At 60.8% G+C, this 17,179-nt stretch carries 15 protein-coding genes; 14 read left to right on the top strand and 1 reads right to left on the bottom strand.

Annotation, left to right across the window (positions count from 1 at the left end; genetic code table 11):
- Window positions 1-244 precede the first annotated feature (244 nt).
- The 7 genes from C3Y91_RS09290 to C3Y91_RS09260 all read left to right on the top strand — a co-directional run bounded on the left by C3Y91_RS09290 (window position 245) and on the right by C3Y91_RS09260 (window position 7,040).
- Window positions 245-709, top strand: a complete 465-nt coding sequence (locus C3Y91_RS09290) for an NUDIX hydrolase (protein ID WP_130665649.1) — start codon at window positions 245-247, stop codon at window positions 707-709.
- 170 nt (window positions 710-879) lie between these two features.
- Window positions 880-1,161, top strand: a complete 282-nt coding sequence (locus C3Y91_RS09285; protein ID WP_130665648.1) for a hypothetical protein — start codon at window positions 880-882, stop codon at window positions 1,159-1,161.
- Window positions 1,162-1,621: 460 nt separating this feature from the next.
- Window positions 1,622-2,464 (top strand): DMT family transporter, encoded by an 843-nt coding sequence (locus C3Y91_RS09280; RefSeq protein WP_130687467.1) that lies wholly within the window; start codon window positions 1,622-1,624, stop codon window positions 2,462-2,464.
- A gap of 160 nt (window positions 2,465-2,624) precedes the next feature.
- Window positions 2,625-3,539, top strand: a complete 915-nt coding sequence (locus C3Y91_RS09275) for an ABC transporter permease (RefSeq protein WP_024321454.1) — start codon at window positions 2,625-2,627, stop codon at window positions 3,537-3,539.
- Window positions 3,540-3,542: 3 nt separating this feature from the next.
- Complete coding sequence (locus tag C3Y91_RS09270) at window positions 3,543-4,469, top strand: ABC transporter permease (RefSeq protein ID WP_174826991.1); 927 nt, start codon at window positions 3,543-3,545, stop codon at window positions 4,467-4,469.
- The gene (locus tag C3Y91_RS09265; protein WP_130687351.1) at window positions 4,462-6,096 is read left to right on the top strand and encodes an ABC transporter ATP-binding protein; all 1,635 of its coding nucleotides are present in this window, start codon (window positions 4,462-4,464) and stop codon (window positions 6,094-6,096) included. The genes C3Y91_RS09270 and C3Y91_RS09265 overlap by 8 nt, the downstream gene beginning before the upstream one ends.
- Window positions 6,093-7,040, top strand: coding sequence for a 2-hydroxyacid dehydrogenase (locus C3Y91_RS09260; RefSeq protein ID WP_024321451.1), 948 nt, complete (start codon window positions 6,093-6,095; stop codon window positions 7,038-7,040). Before C3Y91_RS09265 ends, C3Y91_RS09260 begins: the two co-directional genes overlap by 4 nt.
- 26 nt (window positions 7,041-7,066) lie before the next feature.
- Here the strand turns inward: C3Y91_RS09260 and C3Y91_RS09255 are convergent, their stop codons facing one another.
- Window positions 7,067-7,786, bottom strand: a complete 720-nt coding sequence (locus C3Y91_RS09255) for a GntR family transcriptional regulator (protein WP_018480299.1) — start codon at window positions 7,784-7,786, stop codon at window positions 7,067-7,069.
- A 142-nt stretch (window positions 7,787-7,928) separates the two neighbouring features.
- Between C3Y91_RS09255 and araD the strand changes: the two genes are divergently transcribed.
- The 7 genes from araD to C3Y91_RS09220 all read left to right on the top strand — a co-directional run bounded on the left by araD (window position 7,929) and on the right by C3Y91_RS09220 (window position 17,052).
- On the top strand, window positions 7,929-9,665 hold the full coding sequence (gene araD / locus C3Y91_RS09250; RefSeq protein ID WP_130676374.1) for an L-arabinonate dehydratase: 1,737 nt from the start codon (window positions 7,929-7,931) through the stop codon (window positions 9,663-9,665).
- A gap of 9 nt (window positions 9,666-9,674) precedes the next feature.
- Window positions 9,675-10,865: an L-talarate/galactarate dehydratase gene (locus C3Y91_RS09245; protein WP_130665642.1), complete on the top strand. Its 1,191-nt coding sequence runs from the start codon at window positions 9,675-9,677 to the stop codon at window positions 10,863-10,865.
- Window positions 10,866-10,887: 22 nt separating this feature from the next.
- On the top strand, window positions 10,888-11,598 hold the full coding sequence (locus C3Y91_RS09240) for a ribonuclease activity regulator RraA (protein WP_130665641.1): 711 nt from the start codon (window positions 10,888-10,890) through the stop codon (window positions 11,596-11,598).
- Between the two features lie 178 nt (window positions 11,599-11,776).
- Window positions 11,777-13,294 (top strand): aldehyde dehydrogenase (NADP(+)), encoded by a 1,518-nt coding sequence (locus C3Y91_RS09235; RefSeq protein ID WP_130663178.1) that lies wholly within the window; start codon window positions 11,777-11,779, stop codon window positions 13,292-13,294.
- Between the two features lie 17 nt (window positions 13,295-13,311).
- Window positions 13,312-14,217: a 5-dehydro-4-deoxyglucarate dehydratase gene (locus tag C3Y91_RS09230; RefSeq protein ID WP_027688003.1), complete on the top strand. Its 906-nt coding sequence runs from the start codon at window positions 13,312-13,314 to the stop codon at window positions 14,215-14,217.
- Between the two features lie 185 nt (window positions 14,218-14,402).
- Window positions 14,403-15,923, top strand: a complete 1,521-nt coding sequence (locus C3Y91_RS09225) for an ABC transporter substrate-binding protein (protein WP_168575266.1) — start codon at window positions 14,403-14,405, stop codon at window positions 15,921-15,923.
- Window positions 15,924-15,993: 70 nt separating this feature from the next.
- On the top strand, window positions 15,994-17,052 hold the full coding sequence (locus C3Y91_RS09220; RefSeq protein WP_130665639.1) for an Ldh family oxidoreductase: 1,059 nt from the start codon (window positions 15,994-15,996) through the stop codon (window positions 17,050-17,052).
- Window positions 17,053-17,179 lie beyond the last annotated feature (127 nt).

Here is a 17,179-nt window from a genome sequence, read left to right as displayed (position 1 = left end):
GAGAGCTTGCCGGTATCGATCGCCGCTCCTATCTTATTTAGAACAGACTAATGGAGCAGCGAGATGGCGGAACTTGTGGCCGACACTCTATTCGACAAGACGATCGAAATCATTCCACCGGAAGACACAAAAGAACAGCCCGACAGTCGTGCTTGCCTTTGCTGCAAGCGCCGGCGGCGGTGGATGGACGATGACGGCTGCGGCATCTGTGAGGAATGCCTGGCCTCGTGATGGGCACAATGCGATGGTAGTCCGTAGCGCCGGACTTCTGATATATCGGCGCCTTTGCAAGGACATCGAAGTCCTTCTCGTCCATCCGGGCGGTCCTTTCTGGGCTAGGAAAGACGAGGCTGCCTGGTCGATCCCGAAGGGGTTGATCGAGCCTGGAGAAGATGAGCTCGCGGCGGCAATCAGGGAGACTGCCGAAGAGCTGGGTGTAGCGGTCGATGGCAGGTTCACCCCGTTGGGCGAATACGGGCAACCTGGCGGAAAGATAGTTGTCGCGTGGTCGATCGAAGCTGATCCGGTACTGGACGTGAATGTGATACAGAGTTCCGAATTTCAAATGGAATGGCCGCCACGGTCCGGCCAAGTAAAAAGCTTTCCGGAGGTCGATCGCGCCGGGTGGTTTTCCCTAGCCGACGCAGCCATAAAGCTCTTGAAAGGCCAGCGACCAATACTTGCCGGTCTCCTGAAGCATCTGGAATGATCGGCCGAAGTTCGTTGAGCCGTCCCCATCTCGCTGCACTTATGCATGAGGTGCGCGGCAGCCATGAGTTGCTTCTGAAGACAGCAATCCTATCTGACAGTCACCGCCATGTGACTGAAATGGAGAAATTGGCGCAGCGATCCGCCTTGGGCACGCGCGAGGAGATAATCATGAACGGCATTTCCAAAACCCTGAACGACATGACGCTTATCGAACGCTCGAGCCTGCTCGACACCGTCGCCAACGCTTTGGAAGCAACGGCCGAGGAAGCAGAAGGTGAGGGCGATACCCGCTTCGTCGCCAACTCCATCTGCGTCGCAAATACGATTCGCGGACTATCCGGCGATCTCACGCCGCGCGATCTGCAGGCGGCCGAGTTGCTGCTTGAGCAGGGCATCATGCTCGTCCACCAGTTCTCGAACAGGACGAAGCCAAGGGAAGTGATCCACTAAAGCGCGCCGTAATCTTCCAAATTCGCTCCTCGCACTTTAGGTCTTCATTTCCAACACATGTCATTATCGCAAGACGGCTGCGCAGTTTGTGCGGCATGCTTCAGCTTGGCAGTCGTCCTTTCCGCGTGAAAGCGTTTTCAGTCTTGCGAATTGACGCCAGTGGGCAAGAGCGGTCCGGCAAGCAATTCGCTCCGTCAGTGTGGACGGTAGCTGATGGATTGAGATAAAGCCGTTATTCGCGTTACGGATAATGGATGCTGCCGGCCCTTGGCGGGGCGCGGTCTACGGCGCGGCAAACGCTGGGCGCCCGGAGATTGGCAAACACGCCAGGAAGGCTCTTTTTTCTCATGGATTGCCGGTTCAACGTGCAGCTTTATCGAATGGCCGATATAGCAGGGTTTGCCTTTGTTCGATCGGAAGAAGCGTGACGCAGCCCGGTCGCAAAGGTCTTGCCGTATGCATGATGGTGGCCGCCGCCTTTTTAAATAGTCTCGACGCAGTCATCGTACGTTTGCTGGCTGGCGACGTGCATCCATTGATGATCGGCTTTTTCCGGTCGTTTTTCGGACTTCTTGTCGTCACGCCCTGGATCGTGTCACGGGTCGACCTGAAAGCCTCACCCTATCGTGTTCTGCATGTCCTGCGCGCGGGGCTTAAGCTTGCCTCGTTGGTTGCTTTGTTCGTCGCCTTTGCACACGCGCCACTCGCCGATGCCACGGCAATCAATTTCACCATGCCCATGTTTCTCGTTCTCGGTGCGTGGCTGGTGCTCAAGGAACGTGTCGGCGTGTCCAGCGTAATTGGCATTGTCGCGGGCTTCGTCGGCGTCATGATCATTATTCGCCCTGGAGCGTCCGGTTTCGATCAGTGGCTGCTTTTTGCACTGGCAGGAGCGGTCCTGACGGCGGCCAGCCAATTGATGCTGCGGCGGATGGCATTGAGGGATAGTGCCGACCGGCTGGTTGCGTGGAATCTGATAACGACGGTGCCGCTTGGCGTGATCGTTATGCTGCCGGTCTGGTCAATGCCTACTTGGAGCCAACTCGGGCTGCTTGCAATGCAAGGAGCCCTCGGCGCACTGAACATGACGCTGATCACGCGTGCCTTCGGCATGGCGGCTGCAAGCGTTCTGGCACCGCTCGACTTTCTCCGACTGCCCGTCGTGGCTCTCATGGCTTTCTCATTTTTCTCGGAAGTGCCGGCGGCACAGACCTGGATCGGCGCGGTGGTGATCATCGGCGCGGCCATTATTGGAACCCGCGGCATGACATGGCGACGCAAGCCGCCGGTTGATAAGCCCTGACAATTTTTGGGGTTCACAAAAATTTTAGATGAACTAATATTTCAGTTATAGCGACTGTTAGTCGAGCCGTGCCTGTTGCCGGAGGGGTATGACAGGCGGCTTCGGCCCAGACGAAAACCGGACATCACGGCCCCTATGGGGTTCACTCGGGAGGAGTGGCATGAAGAGTTTCATCGGCAAACGCGCGATCGCCAGTGGCGTATCGCTCGTGGTGCTTATCGTCATCGTGTTCTTCCTCTCCCGGCTGACGGGCGATCCGACCGACCTCTATCTGCCGATCGATGCGACCACGGAAATGCGCCAGCAATTCCGTGAGATGAACGGTTTCAACGATCCGTTGATCATGCAGTTCGGCCGTTATGTCTCGGATCTTGCCCAAGGCAATTTCGGTCAGTCACTGCGACAGGCTCGTCCGGCCATGAATGTCGTGCTGGAGGCCTTCGTCTGGACCTTCTGGCTGGCTGTCATCACCATGGTGCTGGTCACGATCGCCGCGATCGTCATCGGTTCGCTCGCGGCGTTTCGCGTCGGCGGCGTCTTCGACCGGCTTGCCACCTTCTTCTCGCTGATCGGCGCTGCGGCGCCGGATTTCTGGCTGGCCATCGTGGCAATCGTCATTTTCGCCGTCAAACTGCATGTCCTGCCGACATCGGGAACGGGAACGTTCTGGCACTGGATCCTGCCGGTCAGCGTGCTGTTCATCCGGCCCTTCGGCCTGATCCTGCAGGTGGTCCGCGGCTCGATGATCAGTGTTCTCTCTTCCGCCTATGTGAAGACGGCCCGCGCCAAGGGGGTCGGCTCGAACTCAATCATCTTCATTCATGGACTGCGCAATGCCATGCTGCCGGTCATCACCGTCATCGGCGACCAGGCTGCCGCCATCTTGAACGGTGCGGTTGTCGTCGAGACGGTGTTTGGCTTTCCGGGCATCGGCAAGCTGATGATCGATTCCATCCTGCTTCGCGATTTTGCCGTCGTACTGGCCGTCATCATGGTCTCGGCGCTGGCGATCTTCATCATGAACCTGTTGATCGACCTCGCTTATGCGCTGCTCGATCCGCGTATCCGGTATTGAGCGATGACGATGACCGACACACAAATCCTCGCCGAGAAAAAACCGAGCGGCCCGACCGGGCGTTGGCTGACGATGCTGTGGGCGGACAAGCTCGCTTTCTTCGCGGCTCTGTTCTTGTTGATCGTTCTTCTCTGTGCGCTGTTTGGCCCGTTCCTGCTGGAGGGCATAGCCACCAAGCAGAACCTGCGGGGCCGAAATGCGCCACCGTTCGATATCACCCGCGGATTGCTTTATGTCCTCGGCGCCGATGCGCTGGGCAGGCCGCTTCTTGCCCGCGTCGTCGTGGCGGCGCAAAACACCATCCTGGTCGCCGCGGCAGCCGTGTTCGCATCATCTGTCGTCGGTACGGCGCTCGGTCTGGTCGCAGGTTACAGCCGCTCTTCCGCAGCTCAATGGATCATGCGCCTTGGCGATGTCATCATGTCCTTTCCGTCGCTGCTTCTGGCGGTGATCGTGCTCTACATGCTCGAACCCTCGGTCACCAATATCGTCCTCGTCCTGGCGATCACCCGCATTCCCATCTATCTGCGCACCACACGTGCCGAAGTGCTGGAAGTGCGCGAGCGGATGTTCGTGCAGGCAGCGAAGGTCATGGGAGCATCGTATTGGCGCATTGTCTTCCATCACATCCTGCCGGTGATCTTCCCCACGCTGGTGACCATCGCGACGCTGGATTTCGCCTTCGTCATGCTGGCGGAATCCTCGCTGTCCTTCCTCGGGATCGGCATCCAGGCGCCGGAGATCACCTGGGGTCTCATGGTTGCTCAAGGGCGACCCTATCTCACCAATGCCTGGTGGCTTTCCTTCTGGCCGGGCCTTGCAATCATTCTGACGACGCTGTCGCTGAACCTTCTGTCGAATTGGCTGCGTATCGCACTCGATCCGACGCAACGCTGGCGCCTTGAAATGAGGGGCAGGAAAAATGGCTGAACATCTTTTGGAAGTGCGTGACCTCTCGGTCGAGTTCCACACGGTCAGCGGTACCGTCAAGGCGGTGCAGGATGTCAGCTGGCATCTCGATCGCGGCGAGACGCTGGCGATCCTCGGGGAAAGCGGTTCGGGCAAGTCCGTGTCGGCCTCGGCGATCATGAACCTGATCGACATGCCACCCGGCAAGATCACCAGCGGTACCATTCTCCTCAATGGGCGCGACATGCTGAAAATGACGCCCGAGGAGCGGCGCTCGATCAACGGCGCCAAGATTGCCATGATCTTCCAGGATCCGCTCGCCCATCTCAATCCGGTCTATCCGGTCGGCTGGCAAATCACCGAAATGATGACGACGCATGGTCAGTCGGCGGAGCGTGCCGGTGCGAGGGCGCTCGAATTGATCGGCCGTGTCGGCATAACCGATCCGCAGGCGGCGATGCGAAAATATCCGTTCCAGTTCTCCGGCGGACAGCGGCAGCGACTGATGATCGCCATGGCGATCGCCTGCAAGCCCGATATCCTGATTGCCGATGAGCCCACCACCGCGCTTGATGTTACGGTGCAGGCGCAGGTGCTCGAACTTCTGCAGGAGCTGCAGCAGGAAACCGGAATGGGCCTGTTGCTGATCACCCACGATTTGGGCGTCGTTGCCGAGATCGCCGACCGGGTCGTGGTGATGAATTCCGGCTGCGTCGTCGAAACCGGCAATGCGGCCGAAGTCTATCGCAACCCGCAGAACGCCTATACGAAGAAGCTGATAGCCGCCGCACCCGGGAAGGGTGCAATGGCGCAGGAGCGTGACCGGCAGGGCGAACCGCTGCTGCGCGCCATCGGCTTGAAGAAGAGTTTTGGCGCATTCCAGGCGCTGAAGGGCGTGGACTTCGTCATCATGCCCGGCGAAACCGTTGCCGTTGTCGGCGAGAGCGGTTCCGGTAAGTCAACCCTTGCCCGGGCAATCGTTCGGCTCGACGATCCGCAGGAGGGACAGGTTCTCTACCGCGGCAACGATCTGCTTGCGATGACCCCGAGGGAAATATTCGGACTGCGTCGCGATTTGCAGATGGTCTTTCAGGACCCCACCCAGTCGCTGAACCCGCGGATGAGCGTGTTCCGGTTGATTTCCGAGGCCTGGGTCATTCACCCGGATATCCTGCCGAAAGCGAGATGGAAGGAGAGGGTGGCCGAGTTGCTGGTCAAGGTTGGCCTGAAGCCGGATATGGCCGACAGGTATCCACATCAGTTTTCCGGCGGTCAGCGCCAGCGCATCGCGATCGCCCGGGCGCTGGCCATGGAGCCGAAACTGATCATCTGCGACGAGGCGGTTTCAGCGCTCGACGTATCGATCCAGGCACAGGTGATTGCCTTGCTTGAGGGCCTGCGTCGCGAATTCGGCCTGTCCTACCTATTCATCGCACACGACCTGCCGGTGGTTCGCGATTTCGCCGATCGTGTCATCGTCATGAAGGCCGGCGAGATTGTCGAGGAGGGTCCGGTGGAACAGATCTTCAACGCACCCTCCCACCCCTACACGCAGGCGCTTCTTGCCGCGAGCCTCGATCCCGATCCGGAGGTCCAGGCCACCCGACGCGCTGCCCGCCACATACAGGAAGGACTCGTTTCCGCATGAAGCCCGATGTTATCGTCGCCTATCCGCTCCGGCCCCGTCAGATGGCGATGCTGGAGGAGACCTACACGCTGCACCGGCTGGATCTTGTCAAAGGCGAAGAGCGGGATGCTCTCCTGCGGAAAGCCGGCCCGATCTCTTCCGCGCTGGTCTGTAACGGCCATGTGACGATTGACGAAGCCCTGCTTTCGAAATTGCCGGCATTAAAGCTTGCCGCCTGTTCTTCGGCTGGCTACGACCAGATGGATGTCGAAGCGATGACACGGCGCGGCATCAAGCTCACCAACACATCCGAGGTGCTGTGCGACGACGTTGCCGACATGGCATTGCTTCTGATGCTGGCGGCACGCCGGCGCCTGCCGGAAGGCGACCGCTATGTGCGCTCCGGCGACTGGGCGCGGAAGGGCATGATGCCGTTGACGACATCGACCTCGGGCAAGAAGGCCGGGATCGTCGGCCTCGGCCGCATAGGGATGGCGATTGCCAAGCGATGCGAAGCTGTCGGGCTGACGGTCGGCTATTATGGGCGGACGAAGAAGGCTGGCAACGATTTTGCCTATTTCGACGCGCCGCTAAAACTGGCGGACTGGGCCGATATCCTGATCGTCGCGACGCCGGGCGGGGCCTCGACCGAAGGGTTGATTTCGGCGGACGTGCTGAATGCGCTCGGACCGACGGGCAGCTTCATCAACATTGCCCGGGGCACCGTGGTCGACGAGCCGGCCTTGATTAAGGCCTTGCAGGAAAGGCGGATCGCGTCGGCCGGCATCGATGTCTACCTCGACGAACCCAATCCCGATCCGCGCTTCGCAGCGCTCGACAACGTTGTGCTCTATCCCCATCACGCTAGCGGTACCGAGGAAACGCGCGACAGGATGGCGCAATTGACGGTCGACAACCTTGCCGCCTTCTTCGCAGGCAGGCCGCTGCTGACGCCGGTCAATTGACTCCGGCAAACCCGCGGCGCTGCAGATCAGACGAAATAATCCGGGAACTCCTTCCTGAGGTCTTCCACTTTTGCGACGGTTTGGCTGAGATGCTCACGGATCGCGTCGACTGCACCCTGTTCGTTGCGAGCGGCAATCGCATCGATGATGGCGTGGTGCCCATCGAGAATGCTGACGATCTTGCCCTTCTCGGGCAGATGCAGGCGACGAATACGCTCGAGATGGCCGGACCGCTCGCGGATCAGCTGGTGGAGGCTGCTACGCTTGGCGCCTGCGAACAATGTCTGGTGAAAGAGCTCGTCGAGCTCCTGGAAGATCGCAATCTGATCGGCGTCGTCGGCAACTGCCGCCTGCATCTTGATGATCGACCGGGCGCGGGTGATGACGCTGGGATCCGGGTCCGGATCTGTTGCGAGGCGGCGGCAGACTTCCGTTTCCAGTGCCACGCGAAGGAAATGCGCCTCGTAAATTTGCAGAACGTCGATCCTGGTCACCACAGTGCGGGACTGCGGGTAAATGCGAACCAGACCCTCCTGCTTGAGAAGTTGCAATGCGTCACGGATGGGAGTCTGGCTGACTTCATAAGTCTCGGTGAGCTCGGTGCGCGACAGCGTGGTGTCCGGCGGCAGCTGAATGGTGATTATGCGCTTTCGCAGATCATCATAGACCCGCTGGACCGTACTGCCGGCAACGACCGGAAAGCCGGGCGCGGTCAGGCCGAATGTGGAGGCGAATTGGGAATTCATGTGAGGCATCCTTTTCAGTCCCATTCATAGCTTCGCACGACCTAATGCACAAGAACGCAAACTTTCCATTGATATATATGTCAAACTAAAATATCAGTTGTGCCAAGGCTGAGATAAACAAGCGAAAAGGTGGGAGAAAGCCGTGACCGCGAGGAAAACCTACGAGCAATTGCGGTCCGCCCGATGGATGCTGCCAGATGATCAGCGCTCGTTCGGCCACCGGTCGCGGACCATGCAGATGGGTTACGCGCCGGAGGATTGGCAGGGAAAGCCGATCATTGCTGTCATCAACACCTGGTCCGATGCCCAGCCGTGCCACATGCATTTCCGTGAACGCGCTGAATGGGTGAAGCGGGGAATTCTTCAGTCGGGCGGGTTCCCCATGGAGCTGCCCGCTCTTTCTCTTTCCGAAAACTTCGTCAAGCCGACCACGATGCTCTATCGCAATATGCTGGCGATGGAGACCGAGGAACTGCTGCGGAGCCATCCTGTTGATGGCGCCGTTCTGATGGGTGGCTGCGACAAGACGACACCAGGCCTTGTCATGGGCGCGGTCAGCATGGGCATTCCCTTCATTTATCTGCCCGCCGGCCCGATGCTGCGCGGCAACTATGCCGGCAAGACGCTGGGCTCCGGTACCGACGGCTTCAAATACTGGGATGAGCGCCGCGCCGGCACGATCACCCACGAGGAGTGGCAGGGCATCGAAGGCGGAATCGCCCGCAGCTATGGCCATTGCATGACCATGGGCACGGCGTCGACGATGACGGCGATCGCAGAGGCCATGGGGTTGACGCTGCCGGGCGCATCCTCGATTCCGGCAGCCGACGCCAACCACCAGCGCATGTCAGCGGCCTGCGGCCGCCGCATCGTCGATATGGTGTGGGAGGATCTGACGCCGGACCAGATCATCACTCCTGCGGCCGTCGACAACGCGGTCACGGTCGCCATGGCGACCGGCTGCTCCACCAATGCGATCATTCACCTGATCGCCATGGCGCGGCGCGCCGGCGTCCCGCTGGAGCTTGATGATCTCGATCGCATCGGTCGCACGACGCCGGTTCTCGCCAACATCCGGCCTTCCGGTTCGACCTACCTGATGGAGGATTTCTTTTATGCGGGTGGCCTGCGCGCCCTGATGAAGCAGCTCGGGGACAAGCTGGATCCCACCGCGATCACCGTGACGGGCAAACCCTTGGTGGATGGCCTCGACCAGGTGAAGATCTACAATGACGACGTTATCCGGCCATTGTCGAACCCGGTCTATCACGAAGGTTCGCTGGCCGTGCTCAAGGGGAACCTGTGTCCCGACGGCGCGGTCATCAAACCAGCGGCCTGCGACCCGAAATTCCACCGCCATTGCGGCCCGGCGCTGGTCGCCGACAGCTATGCGGAGATGAAGAAGATCATCGATGATCCCGACTACCCGCTGACGCCGGAGACGGTTCTCGTGCTCCGCAATGCCGGCCCCCAGGGCGGACCGGGCATGCCGGAATGGGGCATGATCCCGATGCCGAAGGCGCTGTTGAAGCTCGGCCTGCGCGACATGGTGCGCATCTCGGATGCCCGCATGTCCGGAACCAGTTTCGGCGCCTGCGTGCTGCATGTCGCACCGGAATCTTATGTTGGCGGGCCTCTGGCGCTGCTGAGAACGGGGGACATGGTCGAGCTCGATATTCCGGCACGCAGCCTCAATATGCTGGTTTCCGAAGAAGAGATCACAGCGCGGCGGGCCGCCTGGGTGGCGCCGACGCGGCATTACGAGCGCGGTTACGGCTTCATGTTCTCCAGCCATATCGAGCAGGCCGACAAAGGCTGTGACTTTGATTTCCTGACGACGGAATTCGGTGGCAAGACGCCGGAACCGGCCATCAACTGAGGCACCACGATGTTTGATCACAATCGACGCACGATCCCGGAACAGCCTCCCAAGGCTGGCTTCGCTGCCGGTCCGTCCAAGCTGGACGCCATCCGATCGGTCACCCTGTCGCTCGTCTACCTGCCGTTGGCGCGGCCGATCAGCGATGCCAAGGTGTTGACGGGCCGACAGAAGCCGCTGACGAAGGTGGCCTTTCTGTTTTGCGAGATCGTCTCCGAGGCTGGCCATAGTGGGCTCGGTTTCAGTTACTCGAAGCGGGCAGGCGGACCTGCCCTTTATGCACATGCCTGCGAGCTTGCCGACGACCTGATCGGCGAAGATCCCAACGATACCGCGCGCATCTGGGACAAGCTCTGCTGGGCCGGGGCCTCGGTCGGCCGCTCCGGCATTGCGACCCAGGCAATCGCCGCCATCGACATCTGCCTCTGGGACCTGAAGGCGAAACGCGCCGGCCTGCCGCTTGCAAAACTGCTTGGCGCCCATCGCGACAGTGTCGCCTGCTACAACACCTCCGGTGGCTTCCTGTCATCGAGCGTCGAGGAAATCCGCGATGCCATCGACCACTCGATCGCCTCCGGCATCGGCGGCATCAAGATCAAGGTCGGACAGCCGGACCCGATGATCGACCTTCGCCGGCTTGATGCCGTGACCAGCCATATCGATGGCCGTGTTCCGCTGATGGTCGATGCAAACCAGCAATGGGACCGCACGACGGCGTTGCGCTTCGGCCGGCTGGTCGAACCGCTCAACCTCGAATGGATCGAAGAGCCGCTCGATGCCTATGATGCCGAGGGCCATGCGGCACTGGCACGCGAACTCGCCACGCCGATCGCCACCGGCGAAATGCTGGCCAGCGCCGACGAGCACATGGCGCTGATCCGGGCCGATGCGGTCGACTTCATTCAGCCGGATGCGCCGCGGGTCGGCGGCATCACGCCCTTTCTGCGCATCTGCACGCACGCCGAGGCGAAACGCATGCGCCTGGCGCCACATTTCGCCATGGAAATCCATCTGCACCTGGCGGCCGCCTATGCGCATGAGCCATGGGTAGAGCATTTCGATTGGCTGGCGCCGCTGTTCAACGAACAACTCGAGATCAAGGACGGCCGAATGATCGTGCCGGCCCGTCCGGGGCTTGGTTGCAGCCTGACGGGCAAAGCCCGTGACTGGACCGTGGAAACGTGCAGCTTCGGCGTCTGAATTGGAACGAGGAGAAGGAAATATGAACCCCGCAACCCGTGAAAAGCTGATGGGCGTCTCCGTCGCGACGCTCTGTTCGGCACTGTTCAAGCGCGGCCTGAGAAACCAGACGGTCCAGGATGTTCGGCCGGTGCAGCCGAAGGGCCGCAATATGGTGGGACCGGCCTTCACGCTGCGTTACATGCCGGCGCGCGAGGACCGCAATGCGATGAACGTCTTTCGGAACCCGAAACATCCGCAACGGCTTGCCATCGAGACTTGCCCGGAAGGCTCTGTTCTGGTGATGGACAGCCGCAAGGATCCGCGCGCAGCCTCTGCCGGCGACATCCTGATTACCCGTCTGATGATGCGCGGCGGCGCCGGCGTCGTTACCGATGGCGGCTTCCGGGACGCCATGACGATCGGTGGTCTCGATATCCCCGCCTATCACAATCGTCCCTCCAGCCCGACGAACCTGACGCTGCACGAGGCAATCGACATCAATGTGCCGATAGGCTGTGGCGATGTGGCGGTCTTCCCGGGCGACGTCATTGTGGGCGACGATGACAGCGTGATCGTCATCCCTGCCGAGATCGCCGACGAGATCGCCAATGAAGCGGTAGAGATGACCGCTTACGAGGATTTCGTCACCGAGCGCGTCAAGCAAGGTCACACGATCATTGGCCTCTACCCGGCCACCGACGAAAGCAATCTGACGCTCTTTGCCGAATGGCGGAAGGTGAATGGCCGCTAGAGCATGATGCCGAAAAGTGTAAGCGGTTTTCGGCGACATGATGCTCTCACTATATAATTTAGAACAGGATTCAGATTTTAGGCCGACCTGGCCTAAAATCATCCTGTTCTAATGCGGCACACCTTCGACAAGACTTCACGCATCAGGACGGAGCGAGGCTCCGCCGAGGAGAATAACAATGAGCTGGACCCCTTCAGGCAGGCATTTCATCGCCGGCGAGTGGATCGCCGGAACGACGACATTTCGGTCCGAGCCGGCGCATGGGCAGGCACATGACTTTGCCGTCGGCACAACGGAGCTGGTCGACCGCGCCTGCCGCGCCGCCGAAGCTGCTATTGCAGCATTTTCGGCAACGACACGCGAGGAGCGGGCCATTTTCCTTGAGGCAATCGCCGAGGAGATCGACAAGCGCGGCGAGGCCGTCACCCTCATCGGAACGCAGGAAACCGGGCTTCCGGAGGGCCGGCTGAACGGCGAACGCGCTCGCACCACCGGCCAGCTCAGATTGTTTGCCGACCATATCCGCAAGGGGGCGCATCTCGACGCCCGCGTCGATGCGGCGCAACCCGATCGGCAACCGGCGCCGCGGCCCGAGATCCGTCTGGTCCAACGGCCGATCGGCCCCGTCGCCGTCTTCGGCGCCTCGAATTTTCCGCTGGCATTCTCGACGGCCGGCGGCGATACGGCAGCAGCACTTGCCGCGGGCTGCCCGGTCGTGGTGAAGGGACATTCAGCCCATCCCGGCACAGGTGAGATTATTGCCGAGGCGATTGCAGCCGCTATCGAGCGCACTGGAATGCCGGCCGGCGTCTTCAGCCTGATCCAGGGGGGCCGCCGTGATGTCGGAACGGCGCTGGTGACGCATCCGGCCATCAAAGCCGTTGGCTTTACCGGCTCGCTTGCCGGCGGCCGTGCGCTCTTCGACCTTTGCGCCCAGCGCCCTGAGCCGATCCCCTTTTTCGGGGAACTCGGCAGCGTTAATCCGATGTTCCTGCTGCCGGCCGCTACCGCCGCCCGGGCAGAGGCAATCGGTTCCGGCTGGGCCGGTTCACTGACGCTTGGTGCCGGCCAGTTCTGCACCAACCCCGGTATCGCCGTCGTCGTCGACGGGCCGGAGGCGGACAGGTTCACCAGTGCTGCCAAGTCGGCTCTTGAGAAGGTGGCACCGCAGACGATGCTGACCAAAGGCATCGCTACGGCCTATCACGAAGGTGTCGACCGGATGCGGGCAAGCAATGCCGTCGCGCCGGTTCTCGCTGCAGAGAGTGCTGGCCGCGACGCAGCCCCGAGCCTGTTCGAGACCAACGGCGCGGCCTGGCTTGCCGATCACTCGCTCAGCGAAGAGGTGTTCGGCCCTCTCGGCCTCGTCGTACGCGTCGGCTCGCCTAAAGAGATGGTCGCCCTTGCCGAAAGCTTCCAGGGACAGCTGACCGCGACGATTCATATGGACGATGCCGATCTTGGACTTGCCCGCGACCTGCTGCCGGTCCTCGAAAGGAAGGCGGGCAGATTGCTGGTCAATGGCTTCCCAACCGGCGTCGAGGTTGTCGATTCCATGGTGCATGGCGGACCCTACCCTGCCTCGACCAATTTCGGCGCGACCAGCGTCGGGACCATGTCGATCCGCAGGTTTCTGCGCCCCGTCGCCTATCAGAATTTCCCTGCCGGCCTGTTGCCCCAAGACCTGCGCAACTGAAATCGAGGAGTGCCAAATTGATTGCCCCGACGGAACTTCGCGAAATCATTCGCAACGGCCTGCTGTCCTTTCCCGTCACCCCTTTCGATGCCGAGGATCGGTTTGCAGCCAGGCCGTTTTCAGCGCATCTGGAATGGCTGTCATCTTACCCCGTTGCCGGCCTGATCGTTGCCGGCGGCACTGGTGAGCTGTTCTCGCTGACGCCCGGCGAGGTGGTTGAGGTTGTGAAGGCCGCCCGCGCCGTATCCGGCGATGCGCCTGTTATTGCCGGATGCGGCTACGGCACGCGGATTGCCTGCGACATGGCGCGCGAGATCGAGGCGGCCGGCGGCGACGGCATTCTTCTGCTGCCGCATTACCTGACCGAGGCGCCGGCAGATGGCATTGCCGCGCGTGTACGGGCCGTTTGCAAGGCCACCAATATGGGCGTTATCGTTTATAATCGTGGCCAGGCGCGGGTTTCGGCCGAGCAGCTTGCTCAGCTTGCCGACGAATGCCCAAATCTGATCGGCTTCAAGGACGGTACCGGTGATATCGATACGGTGCGCCGTGTCACGATCGCGCTCGGGGACCGGCTTTCCTATATTGGTGGCATGCCGACGCATGAACTTTTTGCCCAGGCCTATCGCGGCGCCGGCATGCCGACCTATTCCTCGGCGGTCTTCAATTTCGTGCCCGAAACGGCATTGAAATTCCACAAGGCATTCCTCGCCGGTGACGACGCGGCCTGTGAGCAGATGCTGCGCGATTTCTACTATCCCTTTGCCCGTATTCGCGATCGCAAGGCCGGTTATGCGGTTTCCGCCGTCAAGGCAGGCGTGCGTTTGCGCGGCTTTGAGGCGGGACCGGTGCGGGCGCCGCTGACGGATCTCACCGACGAGGAAGTCGAGATGATGCGCGAACTGATTGGTTCGGCAAGGTAAAATTTCGCGTTCCGGCCAAGGTTGAATGCTCCCCGCTTCGGAGCGCTGGAGTTGAAGCTTGCCGCTAACTAATATATTAGTGCACTTGTGCTTTAGAGAACTACTGAGGAGATAGATGCCGGAGCACCGGAAACGGGACGCAGTTCACTGTGAGGAGCGCCAAAGGCGCATGGGAGGAGAACGAAATGAAATTGCATTTGTTAGCTGCCTGCTTTTCAACCACGGTGCTCGCGCTGAGCGCCGGCTCGGCTCACGCTGAGGATGCCAAGAGCAACGTCAGTGTTGTGCTTGCCGAAACCGTCGATGTCGTCGAGCCCTGTATGGCAGCGCGCCAGGACGTCGGTCGGGTCATTTCTGAAAACGTCAACGAGATGCTGGTGGAATTCGACTACGTCAATGGCGGCCTCAAACCCCGCCTGGCGACGGAATGGTCGAAGATCGACGACGACACCTGGGAGTTCAAGCTGCGCCCGAATGTCAAATGGCACGATGGCAAGCCGTTCACCGCCAAAGATGTTCAGTTCACCATCGAGCGCAACAAGAACAAGAAGCTCAGCTGTGAGACCGGCGGCAAATATTTCGGCGGCACGGAGTTCAGCTTCGAAACGCCGGATGCCAACACGATCCGGATTACGACAAAACCGGCGCAACCGATTCTTCCGCTTCTGATGACGGTGATGGCTGTGGAATCGGCCGAGGCGACGCCAGCAAGCGAATTCACCCGCAAGCCGATTGGCACCGGCCCCTATACGTTCGACAAATGGGATATCGGCCAGTCGATCGTGCTGAAGCGTAACGCGGAATATTGGGGAGAGAAGCCGCAGGTGGAACAGGCGACCTATCTGTTCCGCTCCGACAGCGCCGTTGCTGCTGCGATGGTCGATGCCGGCGAAGCCGATATCGTTCCGGCCGTCTCCGTACAGGATGCCACCAACAAGGAAACTGATTTCGCCTATCCCAATTCCGAAACGACATCACTGCGCATCGATACGCGCGCAGCACCGCTTAACGACCGGCGCATCCGCGAAGCAATGAACCTCGCCATCGATCGTCAGGCGATGCTCGGAACGCTGTTCCCCGAACAGGCAAAGATCGCGACACAGCTCGTCGTGCCAACCACGATCGGCTACAATGCCGATATCCCCGCCTGGCCCTATGATCCCGAAAAAGCAAAGGAACTGGTCGCAGCAGCGAAAGCGGACGGCGTCCCGGTCGATAGCGAAATCCGCATCATCGGTCGCAACGGGCAATATCCCAATGCCACCGAAGCGATGGAAGCGACCATGGCGATGCTTCAGGAAGTCGGCCTGAACGTAAAGCTCGACATGTACGATGTTTCCGTGTGGAACGGCTACTTCGTTGCGCCCTTTGTCGCCGATTCCGGTCCGACGCTGACCCAGTCTCAGCACGACAATGCGACTGGCGATCCCGTCTTCACCGCATTCGTGAAATACGCGACCGACGGCTCGCACTCCATGGTTCGGGATCCCGCCGTCGACGCGCTGATCGGCAAGGCGACGTCTGCCACCGGCGACGAGCGCACAAAACTCTGGAAGGAGCTTTTCGCCAAGGTGAACACCGAAATCATCGCCGACATCCCGATGTTTCACATGGTCGGTTTCACCCGCGTCTCGCCGCGTCTCGACTTCAAGCCGACGATCGCGACGAATTCCGAACTGCAGCTGTCGCAGATCCGCTTCAAGTAAGCCGGTATGCCGCACTTAACCACGGGCCGCCGCGAACAGCGGCCCGTGCTTTCCATGACGTGAGGGAGAAATGCCGATGCCCCTGATTGACCGCATTGCCCTGACTCAATTCGCAAAGCAGATATTGACCCGCGCCGGCATGGAGGCCGACAAGGCCGAAACGACTGCCACCGTGCTGGTGGAAGGCGACATGATCGGCCACGATACCCATGGCGTCAGTCTTTTGAACTGGTATGTCGAGGCGTTGGAAGACGGCTCGCTGGCAAAGTCCGGCAGCTATGAGGTCGTCAATGACCGCGGCGCAGCCTTTGTTTGGGACGGCAAATCCCTGCCGGGCGCATGGCTGCTGACGAAGGCGATCGAGCAGGCCTGCGAACGGGTCGGCGATCATGGCGTCGTCACCGCCGCGATCCGCAACTGCCACCATACCTGCGCGCTTTCAGCCTTCATGCGGCAGGTGACCGAACGGGGCCTCATCGTACAGCTGTCGGTTTCGCATCCCGCGGCGAGCCGCGTTGCGCCCTATGGCGGCACGAAGCCGCTTCTGACGCCCAACCCGATGGCGGCCGGATTCCCGACATCTGCGGATCCGATCCTGATCGACGTCTCGGCCTCGATCACCACCACGACCATGACGCAAAACCTGGCGAAGGCCGGCAAGAAATTTCCTGAGGCCTGGGCTTTCACCGCCGCAGGCGAGCCGACCGATGATCCGCGCGAGGTGACCGAACGTGGTGGGACGATGATGCCTCTCGGCGGCCAGTTGAAGGGGCACAAGGGCTTTGGGCTCGGGCTGATCGTCGAATTGCTGGGGCAGGGGCTTTCCGGCAAGGGACGGGCGAACGCGCCGTCCGGCATCTTTTCGCAAAGCGCTTTCCTTCAGATCATCGACCCCGCCTTTTTCGCCGGGCTGGATGCCTTTACAATGCAGTCTGACTTTCTCGCCTCTGCATGCCGGAGCAATCCTCCCGCGCCTTGGAACGGCCCCGTCCGCATGCCGGGTGATAGCGCAGCGCGAAGGCGCCGCTCGGCGTTGGAAGAGGGCGTGCCGGTCGGCGACGTGGCTTGGGCGAAGCTCTGTAAACATGCCGAGATCGCAGGATTGCCAGTTCCAGACGTCGCTGCGTGAGGCGCTAGCCCCGCTTTCATAAGCGCGCTTTTCCCCCGAAGCTCGCCAGACAAACGCCCTGATGGAACTTCCAGCTGCCAGCCGGCATTTCGCTGTCGGGGCTGCTTTCGGGAACGACCATGGCCAG

The organism is Rhizobium ruizarguesonis (assembly GCF_012349115.1).
Classification (GTDB): domain Bacteria; phylum Pseudomonadota; class Alphaproteobacteria; order Rhizobiales; family Rhizobiaceae; genus Rhizobium; species Rhizobium ruizarguesonis.
Note: the sequence above shows the minus strand (reverse complement) of the source record. Positions and strands in the feature narration are given on the sequence as shown.